We start from the raw sequence: 16,880 nt of genomic DNA on the forward strand, positions 1-16,880 counted from the left end.
ACTGCTCCCCAATTGCAGTGGAATAAGATATAATAGGAGAAATTTATTCCATTTTGTGCATGAGGTGATAAGGATGTCCAACGAACTCATTCAAGCCATTCAATTGTTAAAAGAAAAGAAATGGGTAGATCTGACCCATACGTTTGGACCGGACTCTCCGCATTTTTCAGCTTTTGAGGCAGCACAATTCGATACCCTGTTTGATCACGATCAAGGTTTCTTTGCCCAGAGCTTCAATTTCCCGGGTCAATACGGGACACATCTTGATGCGCCGATCCACTTCGTTCGGGATACCCGGTATCTGGATGAACTAGGTTTGAAGGAGCTTGTGCTCCCGCTTGTGGTCATTGACCAGTCCGCTGAAGTGCAGAATAATCCGGACTTTACACTGGATGTGGAGCATATTCTTACATTTGAAAGAGAGCATGGCGTGATTGAAGCTGGAAGCTTTGTAGCCTTACGTACCGATTGGAGCAAACGCTGGCCTAACCATGAAACATTTGATAACAAGGATGCGGAGGGCAACAGTCATGCACCCGGCTGGTCGGTTAGCGCGCTCATGTTTTTATTCGAGGAAAGAAAAATACAAGCGATCGGTCATGAAACTTTTGACACGGATTCAGCGGTGGATTATCAGAAGAATGGAGCACTTCTGGCAGAATATTATGTACTTGCCCAGGATACATACCAGGTCGAGCTGTTAACAAACCTGGATCAAGTGCCGGCTAAAGGCGCTGTTATTTTCAATATTGTACCGAAGGCGGAGAAAGCATCCGGTTTTCCAGTCCGGTCTTTTGCCATTTTGCCTTAAATCGGGGTAGATCAAAAACTCATCGTGGTTGTCGGTATGCATCGGAGCTGGGATTTAATCAAACCAGATGACTGGACCCGCGATTTCTTGCAAGATAGTATAATGAGGATTACTAAAGGTATCTCGTTGATCGATGAGTTTTGAACGACTAAATGGAGGATACTCATTGGGCTAACGGGGAACGTTAGCTCAATAAAACAAAGAAAGCAGCCGATCATTGTGATTGGATGCTTAGTTTAACAAGGTACTTAAATTGGTCGAACTGGGCGGTTTTGTACAGTGTGAAGAAGTGATCAGCTAGTGGAGTTGGCAATGAGCTCAAGCTCGGTTATAACTTCATCCAGCGGCTTCCTGGTGTCGATCTCAACAGTAGCTCCAGCACGTAAGAGAGGCTCAACACTAGCGACGTTTTGTTTAATTTCTTCACGTTGATCGACAGTTTTTCCATAATCGTTCGTCTTACGGGAAGCTATACGTTCAAGGATTACTTCGAGGGGGGTACTTAACAACACTACTGCATCGAACATCGGGTAAAACTTCCCCTGATTTGATACACAACCCGAAATGAATAAAGTACCTTCGCTATGTTCAGTGAGCAGCTCATCAATTCGATTCTCGTTCCATAACCACCCAGAACCATCCACATTCTCGCTCCAACCATCATAATCGGTGTCGATAACTCTATGACCTCTATGAGCAAGTTCGCCCAGAACCGTTGATTTACCTGTACCCGACATTCCTGTCACCAGAATTATCGCCTTCTTTTTTGATATTGAGCCCGAAGTATTTGTCATATTTTCACCCCTTTATAAGAAAGTCAGGTAAGTTAGCTTATCAGGAACCAAGTCCTGCTAGTATGTGACCTATTGGAAAGATAAATGTGTATTATGGCAAACTTATGGGTTGAGTCACAACTAACAAAGTCTAAATAATTCACTTATGTAAATAGCAAGGGAGGCGTATTCCGCCTCCTTTTTATGATGTTACTTTTGATCCGAGTGAGGATCTTGATTAAATCTTTGAGAGATTTTTTTCTCTGTTTTCTTACGCCGTATCCAGCGTTTGAGTAAGCCTTCTTCTTTGCGTTCTTGCAGTGTTTCCTTCAAACCTTGAATCATAAATTCCGATCTTCGTCTGTCATCCCGACTAATCTCGCGTAATTCCTTAATAAATTTGTCGTCCATATCTGCCTCTCGCTTATTCAGGATAATTTCATTATACCGAACGTACGTTCTTTTATCAAGTTTTTCCATTACGTATGATTTTCGAGATCAATTTAGTGAAAAGAAGCACAGGAACAATGCGCGGCATGTGTGAGAATGGTATTAGAGGGTTTAAGCATAATCCTCCATATATGAAGTTGAGAAACGAGGGAACGGAAGGAGCAATTCATGATGAAGCAGCGTATAGGCAGATCGTGGTTACTCATTTTGATGCATGGAATGCTGGGAATTGGGGCGATTGTTGGAGGCGTCATTTTAATCATAGACCCATCCGGAAGTATGGTGAATTTGCCCGCATCTTTGTTGGGGAATTCCCCGTTTTCCAGTTTTTTGTTCCCGGGGATCATCCTATTGCTGGTTCTTGGCGTTATGCCTACAATGATTGCTATTTCGCTCATCCGCTACGTTCATTGGGGGATGGGTGAGAGACTGAATCTCTATCCTGACCGCTACTGGGCTTGGACTTTTTCCTTGTACACGGGGTTTGCACTCATCATCTGGATTATGGCACAAGTGTACTGGATTCAGGATGTCTCTATTATTCACTTGGTCTATTTTGCATGGGGAGTGGGTATTCAAGTTGTGACCTTATTGCCTGCTGTACAGCGAGTCTATTCAAAATAAACTGCTTGTATATTGAACAAACGGCTGCCGAAAGATTCGTTAAATGATTCTTTTGGCAGCTATTTTTTATGGGCATCGAGATGATACGTGTTGTTGTAGTCATGTTGTCCACATGTTCCTTGGACTGAAAAGGGCTCGGATAAATCTAAATCATATTGACAAAGAACTATTATCCTCGCATACTTACGTAATACACTTTATAAAGTGTATTTATTAATTAATTAATTAATCACAGGTGATGAGTATCGCAAAATCATAATCCGTATGAAACAGGGAGGTAAATATGGATGGTATACGTTATTATGGCAGTTATAATTTGGGCAGGTACCTATGCCAGTATGGTCTTGTCAAAGCAACCAATTGAAGTGAAACCTGTGAAGTCAATGGATGATTTGTTTGAGTGAACAAAGAAGCTCTGCCGATTTCGATCCATTGCCAGCACGATGGAACTCATGTGTTCGAGTAAGGCATTATGTTATGATATGGGGTGAAATGACATACATACCATTGCTTTGGCTCAATTGAACCAGAGTAGAAACGAGAGGGTTATGAAAAAAGCCAACGCTACAATGATGAAATACATCAATTTGAATAATGTGCGTGAAGTCATGCAGCAGATTGAGACGGCGACCAAACCGCAATTAGCTTCACTAACCAATCTTAGTGTTGTTACCATTAATGCGCTGATTCAGGAATTATGTGATGGCGGAGAGTTGTTCCAAGATAAAGTGGTTCCCTCTAACGGCGGTCGTCCTGCTCAGGCATATCGATATAATTATAACTTTAAGCTTGCTTTGGTGCTTTACATCAAAGAGATGAAAGGCCAGGAATTGATTTCGGCAACGGTCATGAATCTGGAGAATAAGGTTGTGCTGAAGGAAGAGAGCATCTTGCCTGCTTTTGATAAACAGCATATGCTGCAACTTATCGCGCGTTTCATTACGGAGTATCCCTCCATTGATATGATCGGCATCGGTATTCCGGGGCAAGCCGTGGATGGGGATATCACGGTGAGCAGTCATGAAGAGCTTATCCATTCACATCTGATACGGGAGATCGAGAGCGAGTTCCAACTGAACGTTCTCGTGGAGAATGATGTTAATGCAGCGATTAGCGGATACTGTACACAGCATGCGGATATGAAGGAACAGAGTGTAGCAGGAATTTATTTTCCGAACCGATACCCGCCGGGTATGGGCATGATGTTGAATGGACAGATGATCCGTGGGAAAAACGGGATGTTTGGTGAGATCAAGTATCTTCCTTATTCACCTGATTGGCACCGTGACATGAGCAAAGATGATTTTGTAGTGCAGGTATGTCATATTCTGCAAACGATTAATGCCGTCGTTGCCCCGCACCAGATTGTCATTTATCAGGAACGTGTGGAGAGAGAAGAACTGGATTTGGCGTGGCAAAAGTACGGGGGGGATCATCCCATGCCATCGTTGCCCGAGATCGTACATCAGGACTCGTTTCAACATGATTTTGATGCTGGGTTACGAGGAATGGTGCTTCAGGCGTTGAAGTCAGGCATTCTATCAGAAGCCTTATAACCCACAGGCCATGTCTGTGGCTTTTATTTGATAAGCTAACTCTTGTAGAGGAGGTTTCATGATGCGTGAAGAAGAGAGAATCATGAAGGGCGTATTGTTCAGTCCAAGTGATCCGGAATTAAAGAGCATCAAAAAACAGGCCCATAATCTCAGTCAGCGTTACAGTCAGACCTTTGAAGAACAGACTGAGGAAAGGAATCAGATATTGCAAGAGCTACTGGGGCAGATCGGTGAAGGTGGATTTATGCAAGGCCCCATCTTCTTTCATTATGGTGTGCATACCCGGATAGGCGATCACTTCTTCGGTAATTACAATCTGACGATACAAGATGATGCACAAGTGACAATCGGGGATTATACCAGTTTTGGACCCAACGTTACGATTGTTACCCCCGTTCACCCCATGATTGCCAGCGAGCGGAGACAGATGGTGGACCAGAACGGTGATGTGAAATCACTATGTTATGCCAAACCTGTCACGATTGGTAGCGATGTATGGATCTCGGCAAACGTCACAGTGTGCGGGGGCGTAACCATTGGAGACGGATGTGTCATTGGAGCAGGGAGTGTCGTGACTCGTGATATTCCACCACATTCATTTGCAGCAGGCGTACCGTGCAAAGTTATTCGCAAAATTACTGATGCGGACAGCATGCGAAATTATCCCGATGTTCTGGCAGATTGCCGTGTGCTGGAAGAATAACAAAAGGCTGTCACCAGGATCGGTAGATGATCCAGTGACAGCCTTTTTGGTATTCGTTTACTTGGAGGCGTTGTAGTTACTCAAGAATTCTTTTACTTTTGCAGGATCAGCTTTTAATTCATTCCCGGTCTGAACGAGCGGGCTTACTGTAGAGTATGCTTTGAGTTTGTTGTTTTTGTAGAAACTCAAAATCTCATCCTGATTAATGGAGTACAGTACGGCTTTTCTCAAGTCGCTGCTCTTGGCAACATCACGATTGGCTGTGTTAAACAAGAGATAAGAAACGGCGTTACTTGGAATGCTTTGCAGTTTCAGCTTATTGTCATTTTCGATGATGTCATACTTGGTTTCAGGTACACCGTAGTATAAGTGAATTTCACTGCTGCGAAGAGCAGAGAGGGCGCTGTCTGCATCCGCGATGAACCGGACATTGACCTGAGCAATTTTTGGTGCATATTCAGTGCCTTTGCGGTATCCCGGATTTTTTAAGAATACACCTTCATAGTCATTTTTATATGACAAAATATAAGGTCCGCTAGTATAAAGGGTGTTATTGTATGCTGCGCCTTCAGTCACCGTGTTCTGATCACCGTAAGGAATATCTTTGTTGACGTCAAATGAAGCAACATCATATGTGTTGATGCTCTCCACCTGTTTTTTGGACACGATACCCGCAGATTGGTGAGCCAGATAGTTTAGTACTTGCGGGAAAGGTTCAGTTGTTGTCAGTTTAACGACCTGATATTTACCTGCACTATTATCTGCTTTGGTTTTGTCAGTCACAAGTTCGGTAATTTTGCTGCCCAGTCCTTGTTCCAATGCTTCGAGGATTGTGCCGTTGCCACTGGATTGTTTAACGTTTTGCAATGCACTCAGATCCGTTACAACCTCAGCTTCTTTGATGTGTTCATGCAGACTGTATGTCCGGTGATCCGGAACGGAATCTTTGTTTTTAGCGCGATCCAGGGAGAAGATCACATCATCTGCACCGACACGTTCTCCTGTATCTACAGCTTTTTTGTTATCAATCTTCGCAAAGTTGATATCGTCTCTGAGAATGAAGTAGTAGTCCGAATTACCTTCAGCAATACTGAAATTATGGGACAGTGATCCTTCTGCTGTCAGCTGATCGTCATCTGTCAAGTTAACGAGACGTACATACATATTGGTGTTCAACTGGTTAATGGAACCGTCGTTTCCTTTGATGGGATCAAGGGAAGTCAGTACGGATGCACTTTGCGTCAGAATCAACGGATCTTTGGCATTTTTGGAGCTGTCCTTGAACTCAATCGGTTCCCAAGCCATGGCTCGGGATTTGGAGAGACGAACGGTGTCGACATTCAGAATGTCTTTGTTCACAGCCTGACTTTTCAGGGAAATGTACAAAGGTGCGATATACGCCTGATCCGTTACCAAGCGATCTTCCAATTGTTTGTACGTGTCTTTGTACTCATCTGGAGTTTGAGTAGCTGCCTGATCGATGAGTTTATCGAGTTCCGCATCTGCAAGGATACTGTAATCTCCACCTGTTTTGAAAAGGGAACGTACCGCATAATCGGGATTTCCCGTTACCGTTGTCCAGCTGGACAAGGCAATGTCATAATTCCCTGCATCCTGCTGAGATTTGAAGCTGCCGTAATCCGGCTGCAGGTTCAGCTTCACATTGAAGCCGTTTTTGGTCAGCTGGTCGCGGACAATGTTTACATCATTTTCGGAAGAACTCATGGCGAGCAGTTCAATGTCAGCCGGTTTTTGTGCAGTTTCTGTTGTATCCGCTGGTGCGGTCTCCGCCTGGGATTCGGTTTTTGTTTTTACACTGCAGCCGGAAATCACAATGACGAGAATTAATAGCAATGAGATCAGTGTACGTTTTTTCATGGGATTACCCTCCATATCTTGAATGTGTGATGTGTGAATTCTTTTTTTCTATATCATTCATTTCAACAAATCATTTAGGCCTTCTCCAGCTTGGGATCAAGCGCATCACGCAGACCATCACCGAGGAAGTTAAACGAAAGAACCAGCAGAATAATAGCCAACCCTGGATAAATCGCCAGATAAGAGTGGGTCTCCAGGTATGTACTGCCGAGCTTCAGAATGTTACCCCATTCCGGAATATGCGGCTCCACGCCGAGTCCCAGATAACTCAAGCTGCTGGTAGCGATAACAGCTCCACCAATCGTGAGTGTGGACTTGATAATCATGGGCGCAAGGGAGTTGGGAATAATGTGTTTGAAAATAATCGTACGATTGTTGTACCCCAGTGCACGTGCAGCTTCCACAAATTCAAAAGTGGATACATAGAGCACACTGGCTCTCATCGTACGGGCGTAAGTTGGAATTGAACCCAGACTCAGCGCCAGAATGAGATTGACCGTATTGGCTCCAAACGCCGCAATAATGGCAATGGCGAGCAGAATTCCCGGAATGGCATAGAGAATATCCAGCAGCCGCATGATGATGTTATCCGTATGCCTTCCGTAGAAACCGGAGAATGCTCCGAGGACTCCGCCGATCAATACAGGAATGATGGTCGACATGCAACCTACGATTAAGGAGATCCGGGCACCAAATACAATCCGGGAAAATAGACATCGTCCGAAGTCATCCGTTCCCAAGGGATACGCGAGGGAAGGGGGTTGAAGCAGAGCCGAGTAGTTATTTTCCACAGCCATGCTGTAGTCAAAGGTAAAAAAGCTGCAGATCGATATCGAGAACAGAAAAATGATAAAAAACAAACCGGACATGGCAGTCATATTCGGAGCAAGGCGCTCCCACAGATCGTTCCAAAAGTTTGATTTTTGTTTCCCCTGTCTGCGAATGCGTCCAATGATGGAAATGCCGAGCAATAGTGCAAATACATTACCAGTGATCGAGGTCAGAATCAGTACTCCACTGACACCGATCATCCAGCGAGGGAGGATAGAGGTCGCGTTATATCGGGATACGATAATCAGTACGATCAGGTCGATGACCAGCATAAATATGAGCACCGCCATGGCTGGCAGAAAGTTGTCAGCCACATAGGGTTTGAAAACATTTAACGCGGATACACCGATGACGAACAGCTGAGTTAACAGCATATACACCGCAAAGGTATACTCCACATTCCTCGCTTTTCGAATCAGATGAAAGGCTGCCGTTACGATAAATATATTGCCTGAAATGATGGCAAGTAGCTGAACCCAAGCTAACCTGCGAGTTAGAACAGAGACCGTACCGGTACGGATCAAGTCTTTTCGAATCCGAAGGGTGATGACACTTTGGACCAGTGTGAAGAATACATAGATCCCAAGTATCGTTAGCAGAAATGGTTTGAACGTCTGCCCGCTCCAGTCATAACTGTTGAACAGCAACAAGGCAGTCAAGAGTAGGGACGTGATCCAGGCGAAGCTTGCCTGACTGTATTCTCGAGAAGACTTAAGTCGGAAACGCATTTCTTGTGTTAAGGACGAGTTTGTCATAATACACCTGCTTTAAGAGGTAGTTCAACACACACTTTAATATTGTTTCATCTTGGAGCGTACTCTTGGATCAATAAAAGCGTACAGCAGATCAACCGCTACATTGATAATGGAGATTGTAATGGCTGTGTAGATTACTCCGCCCATGATACTCGGAATATCGGGGATAAATTGTTTATCCACAATGTAGCTGCCGAGACCGCTGATATTAAACACTTTCTCCGTCACTGCTGCCCCGCCAAGCATGGCTCCGAATTGAAGTCCAACCACAGTTACAATTGGAATCAATGCATTACGTACAGCGTGTTTCAGCATGACCTGACGTTCGCTTAACCCCTTGGCGCGGGCGGTCATCACATAATCCTCATGAATGACTTCCAGTGTAGAAGACCGGGTCATCCGTGCCACCGCAGCCGTAAGTCCTGTGCCCAGCACAATGGTTGGCATAATGATCGACAGCCAGTTCTGCGGGTTGAAGGTGGCGGGAAGCCACTGTAATTTAATCGAAAAGTTCAGAATGAAAATAAGTCCTTGCCAGAAATTCGGGATTGATAATCCAATCAGAGCGATAAACATAAACGTATAATCGAACCATGAATTAGGCTTAATCGCTGAGATAATACCGATGGGTAATGCAATGATAAGTGCTAACAGCAGGGAGATGACCGCCAGCGTCAATGTAATTGGAAACTTTCTTGCAATCGTTGCTGTTACGTCTTCATTTCCTGCAAAAGACTTGCCAAGATCGAAGAAGGCAACGCCCTTGATATTGTTCCAGAGCTGTGTAAGATAAGGCTGATCCAAGCCATACACCTGATTGAATGCTGCAATCTGTTCCTGCGTTGCTGTCTCTCCGAGAATGTTAGCTGCCGGGTTGAACGGAGACATATACAAAATCGTAAATACGAGTGTGGCTACGCCCAGAATGACAAATACCGTCATCAGTATTCTTTCAAATATGTACTTTAGATAAGGATTTCCATACAAAAAGAGGATGCCATACATCAGACAGCCAGGAATAATGGATATCGCGAAAAACCATGGTTTGTCTATAAGGGTGTGGAATGTATCGGCCATCGTAAGACGTTGACTTCCCTGTTCCTGAAGTATACGAGAAGTCCGCTCCTTCAACTCTTTCTGAACCGTTTCTTCCAACCATTCCTCGGTCTGACGTCTGAATTCTTCCTCACTGACCTGTTCCTGGAAAAAACGGTGTTTGCGACGCAGCTGTTCTTCCACTTCCAACTTCAGCTTGTTCCGGTAGGAAGAAGCAAGCAGTTCTTGCTCAGCCGTCTGCCTGGCAGCTACCCAGCCGTCATTTTTTCGATTCGAACGCCATATTAGAAACACGACCAGATTGATCGGTAATCCAAGAATGAACAGAACATATCGGTAGGAAGGATGAAGCAGCATTTTGCCATAAATAAAACTTAAATTGTGCACCAACCGCGAGAGTCTGCTGCCTTCTGCAAGATTCAAACCAAGCGTGCCTCCTTTCATTCAGGTTTAAATTGCATTATTCCGATTGATATAGTATATATTATTTAGGGTCTAAACAATTGTCAAGGAATTAAATGGTATACATATGAGATGAGTGAATGTGAAAAACGGATGAGAGCTGGTGATAACATGGAACCTTTATTGAAAGTTAATGATTTATCTGTCTCTTTTCACTCAGGAGAGAGTGAGTTTCAGGCAGTGCGAGAAGTAAGTTTTGAAGTGCGCAAAGGCGAGACATTGGGCATTGTAGGAGAATCGGGCAGCGGAAAAAGTGTAACCGCACGTTCCATTATGAGGCTGCTTGCATCGCCGCCTTCGCAGATGAAAAATGGAGAGATTCTTTTTAAAGGGGTCGACTTGGCCAATAAAACGCAGAAAGAGATGGAAAGCATCCGTGGGCGTGATATTGGCATGATCTTTCAAGACCCGATGAGTTCTCTTAATCCGACCATTAAAGTGGGGAAACAGATCTCCGAGAGTCTCATCAAACACCAGAAGGTGTCCAAAAAGGAAGCCAAGAAACAGGCGATTGCCATGATGGAGCGGGTGGGGATAACTCGCAGCGAAATACGCTACAACCAGTATCCGCACGAATTCTCCGGAGGCATGCGCCAGCGGGTCATGATTGGTATTGCACTTGCTTGTCGTCCTGAATTGCTCATTGCCGATGAGCCGACAACCGCACTGGATGTTACAATTCAAGCTCAGATTCTGAATTTGATGAAAGATATGCAGGACCAACTGGGTACATCGATTATTCTGATCACGCATGATCTGGGCGTAGTGGCAGGCATGTGTGATCGGGTTGTTGTTATGAAAGAAGGACAGATTGTGGAAACCGGGACTACGACAGAGATTTTTGCTAATCCCAAACATCCGTATACGATTAGACTTCTGAATGCATTACCACGTCTGGATCAGAAGAAAAAGCCGAAACCGGCATCATTGGTTCCGAGAGATCTTGAGGATGATCAGCCGTTGCTTGAGGTGAAATCACTCAGACAACATTTTAATCTGGGGAAAGGCAATACCTTAAAGGCTGTGAATGATATCAGTTTCCATATTCGTCAAGGAGAGACACTCGGCGTTGTAGGGGAATCCGGCAGCGGAAAATCAACCACGGGGCGTGCGATTCTGCGGTTGCATGAGCCAACAGGTGGAGATGTACTGTTTAAAGGAGTCCCGCTCAATCGTCTGTCAGCTTCAGAGATGAAAACGATGCGCAGACATATGCAGATTATTTTCCAAGACCCCTATGCATCTCTGAATCCCAAAATGAGGATTATGGATATCATTGGAGAAGCGCTTGATATTCATCAACTTGCAGGTACAGCATCTCAGCGGGAGAAGCGGGTGGAGGAACTACTGGAGATGGTGGGTCTTGATCCTACCCATGCGCAGCGTTATCCACATGAATTCTCGGGTGGACAGAGACAGCGGATCGGTATTGCACGAGCTCTGGCTGTGGAACCTGAATTCATCGTATGTGATGAGCCGTTGTCTGCACTGGATGTGTCGATACAGGCTCAGATCGTACAATTGCTTGAAGAGTTACAGCAGCGACTCGGATTGACGTATCTCTTCATCGCGCATGACTTGTCCATGGTTAAACATATCAGTGATCGAGTGGCTGTCATGTATAATGGGAAAATTGTGGAGCTGGCTGAGAGTGAAGAACTCTACTCCAACCCGCAACATGCTTACACCAAGGCATTGCTGTCTGCTATTCCTGTGCCTGACCCAGCGGTAGAAGCGAAGAAAAAGAGACATGTTGTCAAAGAAACAACAAGAGAAAATGTTGAAGTAGAGGACCGTTATAATCTGGAACATTCCAAGTGGGTAGAAGTCACGGATGGACATTGGGTCGCAATATCTAGTTAGTTAGTGCAAGATATAGTCTTTTTCAAATACAAAAGAACCCCGACGATGATCTCCACAGATCGTTATCGGGGTTGAGTTATATCTTCGTATAATGGCAGTAATCAAAAGCGATTATTTGAATTGAACCGATTTTTTGATGGTATCAATCTCGGCTTTGGTCTTATCATCCATGTAAGTGAAGATGAAGTTGAAAGCATATCCTTCAATAATTGTACTATAGTAATCTTGAGTAACGGTTGAACCGTCACCTGGATCCATCGTGATTTGCATCAGATCCATCTCTTTACCACCGATGGTTTCCGTTGTCATTTCCTTATAATCGTAAGGGAACTGGCTATCCACCATGAATTTTTTGGTTGCTTCCAGGTAGTCTTTACCTGTACGGATGCCTTGCAACAAGCTTACTTTCTCAGCAATGGCCATAGCGGAAGGGCCAACTTGACCTCCGTCCAATGGGTACTTTGAAGCCATAAGCAGATTCAATGTTTTGGTCTGAGACAGTTCAATTTGTTTTTTCTTTGTTTCATCATCACCAGCAATCGCTTCGGATGAAGCACTTGTCAGCTCATTCATACCTGCAGCATCCTGGAACTCCCAAGCTTCCGGGAATTTCAGAGATACGCCGAAATAGTCATTGGTGTAAGAACCTTTTTCCGTAGTGCCCAGTTCAACGTCTTGGGAATTACCCGTTTCCTTGGACTCTTCGCTTGCTGGTTCTGTGTTATCTGTCTCTTCCGTATTTGCTGTTTCGGAATCAGTGCCAGTCGTTGTTTCTGTCGCGGCAGGTTCTTCTGTTGCAGTTGTGTTATCTGCCTTGTCACCACAAGCGGCGGCAACCAGCATAATCATAATGAGCATGGCGAATAAAGAAGCTTTTTTTGGAATTGTCATATTACCCTCCTGAAATGTGTGTGTGTGTTTGTTTTTCTCTCTCTACATGTTGCCTGCTTCCTAAATTGTAGCACAAACGTTCTCATATACTACCTATAGGAATCTATAGGGGTCTTCTATACATAAGACATTCGGCTGGCAATTGAAACAGCTTCTGTGCTGGATTGCACACCTAATTTGTTGAAAATCACTTTTTTGTGATGATTCACGGTGCATTCCTTGATCTTTAATTTCAAAGCAATGGCTTTTACCGTGAGGCCTCCGGCGATCATCTCCAGGATGGTTAACTGACGCTCGGTGAACTCCACCGCCGGTTTGTCGCACAGTTCAGCAGTCTGTTGACTCTGATAACAGTTCTGCATGTACGCTGGAATTAGCTTGGCAATTGCGATCAGTTCACCCTGCATATCGGCATTAATGGTGGACACATCCAGATAACCTACATGTTGCGATCCCATGAACAGAGGTGCGGCGTAACAATGCCAGCTTTGAAAATAGGGACTTTCATGCTGCTCGGGCAGCAGAAGTACAGGCTTGTTGCTTTCCATCGTTACAGATATGGCGTTTACACCACAGCTCTGTGCAGTGAAGAACATGCCCGGACGAATGGGGGAATGTTCTACTGCATCTTTAAGATCTGAACTGTAATTCATAGAGAGGAGCACACCGTTGGTATCTGTTAGTAAAAAAAGATAAGTGCCCGTTAAATTCTCTTGGATAACCGAGATGCTGTTCTGGAATGCATGAATCAGGAAATGATTGATTTTGCGTAGCCTGTCCAGACTGGCTTTTGGTAAATAGTCGAACGGAGCCGCTCCTGCTGCATGCGAACAAGTCGGGGACTCTTCGTGTCGTGAGGCAAATGTAATGGCAGGCATGTTGTTTCCTCCTTGCTGCACAGTTCTCATCCAATCGTTTGAATGACGTGTCCTTCTTGGTCCTTGATTTCTGTTCTAACAATCTGAATGATAATATGATCCAATGAAGTTATCTCGAATGTTCCTTCAACCGGGCGAAGGTTCTTTGCCAGCTCCTCAACAATTTGTTTGTTCACCGTCAGGGTAACTTGTCTGTCCGATTCCAATACGGCTGGTTGTTCTCCTGCTTCAAACAGAATATTAGTATCAGGTCCGATCAAGGATAGAGAGGCACCTTTCGAAATTCGGCTACGAAGGATGGTGCCAACTAATACAGCTTGTTTGGCTCCGAGCTGGAGTTTGGCCGGAATCGCTTTTTGCAGCAATTTTTTGCGAGGAGACTCCCAGCCCAGTTGTTGTATGAATAAAAACGCTGTGCTGGACCCGTCCTGTTCAATTCCATCCTCAACCGCTTGTATAACCGAAGGAATATCTGCGTACGAATTTCTCATCAGATCCGTCACATATTTGGGCATGAACATGGAGGAGGCAGACAGGAATCCACGAGCATTCCAGCTTTGAATCATTTCCAGTTCCCGACCTGTAATGCCTACCATCTGAATAAATTGCACTGAACCATTAGGCGTAGAGATTGCGGGTAGATCCGGGTCTTCTATAAAGGAGAGCGCAGTCAGCAAAGTATCGGACTCCAGGCAGATGGGACCATTAGCGTCCATGTAATCTCCTGGCTGAAAGATATTTCCGCTAGTGAACACGTAACGTCCTACATTCTGTAACAGATTCAGCGCCCAGGCTGGCGGTTCAGTCTCTGCTTCAGTACGTGTAAGACGAAATGTGAGTTCGAATCCATACCCGCTTTTGGATGCATCCTGCATCTCTTTTTCATATAATTCAGAGAAACCGTAGGTAACAAAATGCCAGTGAGGCATAGGTGTGTTCACCTCATAAACGCTAATGCCATCGAGTGGATCGGGACCTCCGAGCATATACGGAAGGGCAGTGCCGTAGTGTTTTGGCTCTTGTTCCCCATACAATTCACGCATGGATTGATCAATCGCATCCCAACCGGATGTGTTTTCTTTCTGAGTCATTATTGAATCCTCCTTGACTGTTCTTTCCCCCGAAAAACATTTAAAATTAAGTCTACCTGTTACAGAAGTGGTTTCAAGCGGCTTAAGGATGAATTGTGTTAAATAGGACCACAGGGTTACAAATGGCGATATGGGGAGTGAAATTACATGAGTATGAAAGGTATTTATTCAAGCGAGTTTGATCAGGCAAGCTGGGACTCATTTTCCAAACTGTTTGAAGAACTTGGACAAAAGTTGGACCCCGCGTGGGTAGAACGTGCGCGATTACAAGGAATTCCGGCGGATATAAGTCGGGTGCTTTTGTGTGAAATGGGGGAGTACGCTTTTGAATGGATGGCGAAAGATATCCCGGCTTTAGGGGACAAAAGTCCCGCTGCTTACCTGAAGACGGAGGAAGGAGCGCAGGCATTAAGGGCAGCCATTATGCGTATGCCGCGTTAATTTTTCGATGGTGAGAATGTGCGAACGATCATATGATCTAGTGAAGTTGATTTTGCAAAATAGATATGTTACGCTTACATTACAAGAGCAAACACAACAGAATATGCAATAACATCTTTTGATGGATTGTAACTGTGAAGACAGGCAAAACCTAAACTGATGGTGAAATGAAGGCCCCTTTTTTTGGTGCTATTTTACCTTGAGTTTAGGTTTTTCTTGTTTTCTGCTCTGAATATAGTTTTTTACCTGGAAAAACCAAAATAAATTTCGAAAAGAGGTTGTTGTTCATGACCACGGCAAAAAAAGGATTCCCCGAAAACTTCCTATGGGGCGGCGCTACAGCTGCCAATCAATTGGAGGGTGCATTCGATAAGGACGGCAAAGGCCTCTCCACAGCGGACATGATCGCTCATGTTCCTAAAGAGAAGCGTACAGGCGGACATGCCATGGAAATTTCCTCTTCCCGAATTGAAGAGATCCTCTCCGGCAAAATCGAAGAACGGTTCCCTAAACGTTTTGGTATCGATTTCTATCATCACTTTAGAGAAGATATTGCATTATTCGCTGAAATGGGCTTCAAAGTATTCCGTTTGTCCATTCACTGGGCACGTATTTTCCCGAACGGTTATGATCAAGAGCCAAATGAAGCAGGCTTGAAATTCTACGATGAAGTATTCGACGAATTGTTGAAATATGGCATCGAGCCGCTCGTTACATTGTCTCACTATGAGACACCGCTTGGTTTGACGCAAAAATATAACGGCTGGGCTGGCCGTGAAGTAATCCAGCACTATGTTCGATATGCAGAAACGGTATTCAACCGTTATAAAAATAAAGTGAAATACTGGCTGACGTTTAATGAAATTAACGTCATGCTGTTCAGCCCGTACACTGGCGGCGGTATTCTGATCGATAAAGTGGACAACAAGCTGCAAACAACATATCAAGCGCTGCATCATCAATTTGTAGCAAGTGCATTGGTAACGAAGCTTGCACACGAAATTATCCCTGGTTCCCAAGTCGGCTGTATGCTTGCTCGTATGGAAACTTACGCAGCAACATGTAATCCGGTAGATGTTCGTCTGGCTCAACACGAGAATCAGATCAACCTCTTCTTCACGGACATGCATGCTCGTGGTAAATACCCGAACTACATGGCTCGTTATTTTGAAGAAAACGACATCGTGATCCAAAAAGAAGCAGGCGATGATGAGATCTTGCTGAACAATACCGTTGATTTCATCTCCTTCAGTTACTACATGTCCGTAACCAAATCTGCATCCGCAGACAAGGAAGAAACATCGGGTAACCTGACTGGCGGCGTGAAAAACCCTTATCTGGAAGCATCCGACTGGGGCTGGGAGATCGATCCGATCGGTCTGCGTGTAACCCTGAACAACTTCTGGGATCGTTACCAGAAACCATTGTTCATCGTAGAAAATGGTCTGGGTGCATATGACCGTGTTGAAGAAGACGGTTCTATCCATGACTCCTATCGAGTGGATTACCTGAAAAAACACATCGAACAAATGAAAGAAGCCATCAAAGATGGTGTGGATCTGATTGGATTTACAGCATGGGGCCCGATTGACCTTGTGAGCATGTCCACTTCCGAAATGTCCAAACGTTATGGTTTCATCTACGTGGATCTGGATGACGAAGGTAACGGAACTCTCAAACGTACCAAAAAGGATTCATTCGACTGGTACAAAAATGTAATCTCCAGCAATGGTGAGCAACTGTAGAATTCTCGTTTCCAGGATTGTTACCGCATAAAAAAGCGGGCAAAACCTAACGTGAAAGTTGGCATGGAAGGA

15 protein-coding genes are annotated in these 16,880 nt (G+C 44.6%); 7 read left to right on the forward strand and 8 right to left on the reverse strand.

The features are described 5' to 3' along the window. The first annotated feature begins 73 nt into the window (after nucleotides 1-73). Entirely contained in the window at nucleotides 74-811 is a 738-nt protein-coding gene (locus MKX68_RS19220) for a cyclase family protein (protein WP_340913735.1), read from the forward strand. 293 nt (nucleotides 812-1,104) lie between these two features. Here the strand turns inward: MKX68_RS19220 and MKX68_RS19225 are convergent, their stop codons facing one another. Both MKX68_RS19225 and MKX68_RS19230 read right to left on the reverse strand, forming a co-directional pair. Then, on the reverse strand, nucleotides 1,105-1,605 hold the full coding sequence (locus MKX68_RS19225; RefSeq protein ID WP_340913736.1) for an AAA family ATPase: 501 nt from the start codon (nucleotides 1,603-1,605) through the stop codon (nucleotides 1,105-1,107). Between the two features lie 189 nt (nucleotides 1,606-1,794). Further along, the gene (locus MKX68_RS19230) at nucleotides 1,795-1,995 is read right to left on the reverse strand and encodes a hypothetical protein (RefSeq protein ID WP_091034774.1); all 201 of its coding nucleotides are present in this window, start codon (nucleotides 1,993-1,995) and stop codon (nucleotides 1,795-1,797) included. Between the two features lie 210 nt (nucleotides 1,996-2,205). On the opposite strand from MKX68_RS19230, the gene MKX68_RS19235 reads away from it, so the two are divergent. From MKX68_RS19235 to MKX68_RS19245, 3 genes are all read left to right on the forward strand, one after another. Further along, nucleotides 2,206-2,658: a hypothetical protein gene (locus tag MKX68_RS19235; protein WP_340913737.1), complete on the forward strand. Its 453-nt coding sequence runs from the start codon at nucleotides 2,206-2,208 to the stop codon at nucleotides 2,656-2,658. A 572-nt stretch (nucleotides 2,659-3,230) separates the two neighbouring features. Beyond that, the gene (locus MKX68_RS19240) at nucleotides 3,231-4,214 is read left to right on the forward strand and encodes an ROK family protein (protein WP_340913738.1); all 984 of its coding nucleotides are present in this window, start codon (nucleotides 3,231-3,233) and stop codon (nucleotides 4,212-4,214) included. Between the two features lie 61 nt (nucleotides 4,215-4,275). Then, nucleotides 4,276-4,917, forward strand: coding sequence for a sugar O-acetyltransferase (locus MKX68_RS19245; protein ID WP_340913739.1), 642 nt, complete (start codon nucleotides 4,276-4,278; stop codon nucleotides 4,915-4,917). 57 nt (nucleotides 4,918-4,974) lie between these two features. Here the strand turns inward: MKX68_RS19245 and MKX68_RS19250 are convergent, their stop codons facing one another. From MKX68_RS19250 to MKX68_RS19260, 3 genes are all read right to left on the reverse strand, one after another. Continuing rightward, on the reverse strand, nucleotides 4,975-6,795 hold the full coding sequence (locus MKX68_RS19250; RefSeq protein WP_340913740.1) for an ABC transporter substrate-binding protein: 1,821 nt from the start codon (nucleotides 6,793-6,795) through the stop codon (nucleotides 4,975-4,977). Between the two features lie 74 nt (nucleotides 6,796-6,869). After that, nucleotides 6,870-8,381, reverse strand: coding sequence for an ABC transporter permease (locus MKX68_RS19255; RefSeq protein ID WP_340913741.1), 1,512 nt, complete (start codon nucleotides 8,379-8,381; stop codon nucleotides 6,870-6,872). Between the two features lie 36 nt (nucleotides 8,382-8,417). Beyond that, entirely contained in the window at nucleotides 8,418-9,860 is a 1,443-nt protein-coding gene (locus MKX68_RS19260) for an ABC transporter permease subunit (RefSeq protein ID WP_340913742.1), read from the reverse strand. A 150-nt stretch (nucleotides 9,861-10,010) separates the two neighbouring features. On the opposite strand from MKX68_RS19260, the gene MKX68_RS19265 reads away from it, so the two are divergent. Continuing rightward, the gene (locus tag MKX68_RS19265) at nucleotides 10,011-11,762 is read left to right on the forward strand and encodes an ABC transporter ATP-binding protein (protein WP_340913743.1); all 1,752 of its coding nucleotides are present in this window, start codon (nucleotides 10,011-10,013) and stop codon (nucleotides 11,760-11,762) included. 111 nt (nucleotides 11,763-11,873) lie between these two features. Here MKX68_RS19265 and MKX68_RS19270 read toward each other — a convergent pair whose 3' ends face one another. The 3 genes from MKX68_RS19270 to MKX68_RS19280 form a co-directional block, all read right to left on the reverse strand. After that, the gene (locus MKX68_RS19270; protein ID WP_340913744.1) at nucleotides 11,874-12,653 is read right to left on the reverse strand and encodes a hypothetical protein; all 780 of its coding nucleotides are present in this window, start codon (nucleotides 12,651-12,653) and stop codon (nucleotides 11,874-11,876) included. 116 nt (nucleotides 12,654-12,769) lie between these two features. After that, nucleotides 12,770-13,531 carry a LuxR C-terminal-related transcriptional regulator gene (locus tag MKX68_RS19275; protein WP_340913745.1) on the reverse strand — a complete coding sequence of 254 codons (762 nt, stop codon included), beginning with the start codon at nucleotides 13,529-13,531 and terminating at the stop codon, nucleotides 12,770-12,772. Nucleotides 13,532-13,557: 26 nt separating this feature from the next. Continuing rightward, nucleotides 13,558-14,622, reverse strand: coding sequence for a suppressor of fused domain protein (locus MKX68_RS19280; protein ID WP_340913746.1), 1,065 nt, complete (start codon nucleotides 14,620-14,622; stop codon nucleotides 13,558-13,560). A gap of 147 nt (nucleotides 14,623-14,769) precedes the next feature. Between MKX68_RS19280 and MKX68_RS19285 the strand changes: the two genes are divergently transcribed. Next, the gene (locus MKX68_RS19285) at nucleotides 14,770-15,063 is read left to right on the forward strand and encodes an MbcA/ParS/Xre antitoxin family protein (RefSeq protein WP_340913747.1); all 294 of its coding nucleotides are present in this window, start codon (nucleotides 14,770-14,772) and stop codon (nucleotides 15,061-15,063) included. A 287-nt stretch (nucleotides 15,064-15,350) separates the two neighbouring features. Beyond that, a complete protein-coding gene (locus MKX68_RS19290; RefSeq protein ID WP_340913749.1) occupies nucleotides 15,351-16,808 on the forward strand; it encodes a glycoside hydrolase family 1 protein in 1,458 nt (485 codons plus the stop codon). The last annotated feature ends 72 nt before the right edge of the window (nucleotides 16,809-16,880 follow it).

Origin of the sequence: Paenibacillus sp. FSL M8-0212, assembly GCF_038004645.1 — a bacterium.
Classification (GTDB): Bacteria; Bacillota; Bacilli; order Paenibacillales; family Paenibacillaceae; genus Paenibacillus.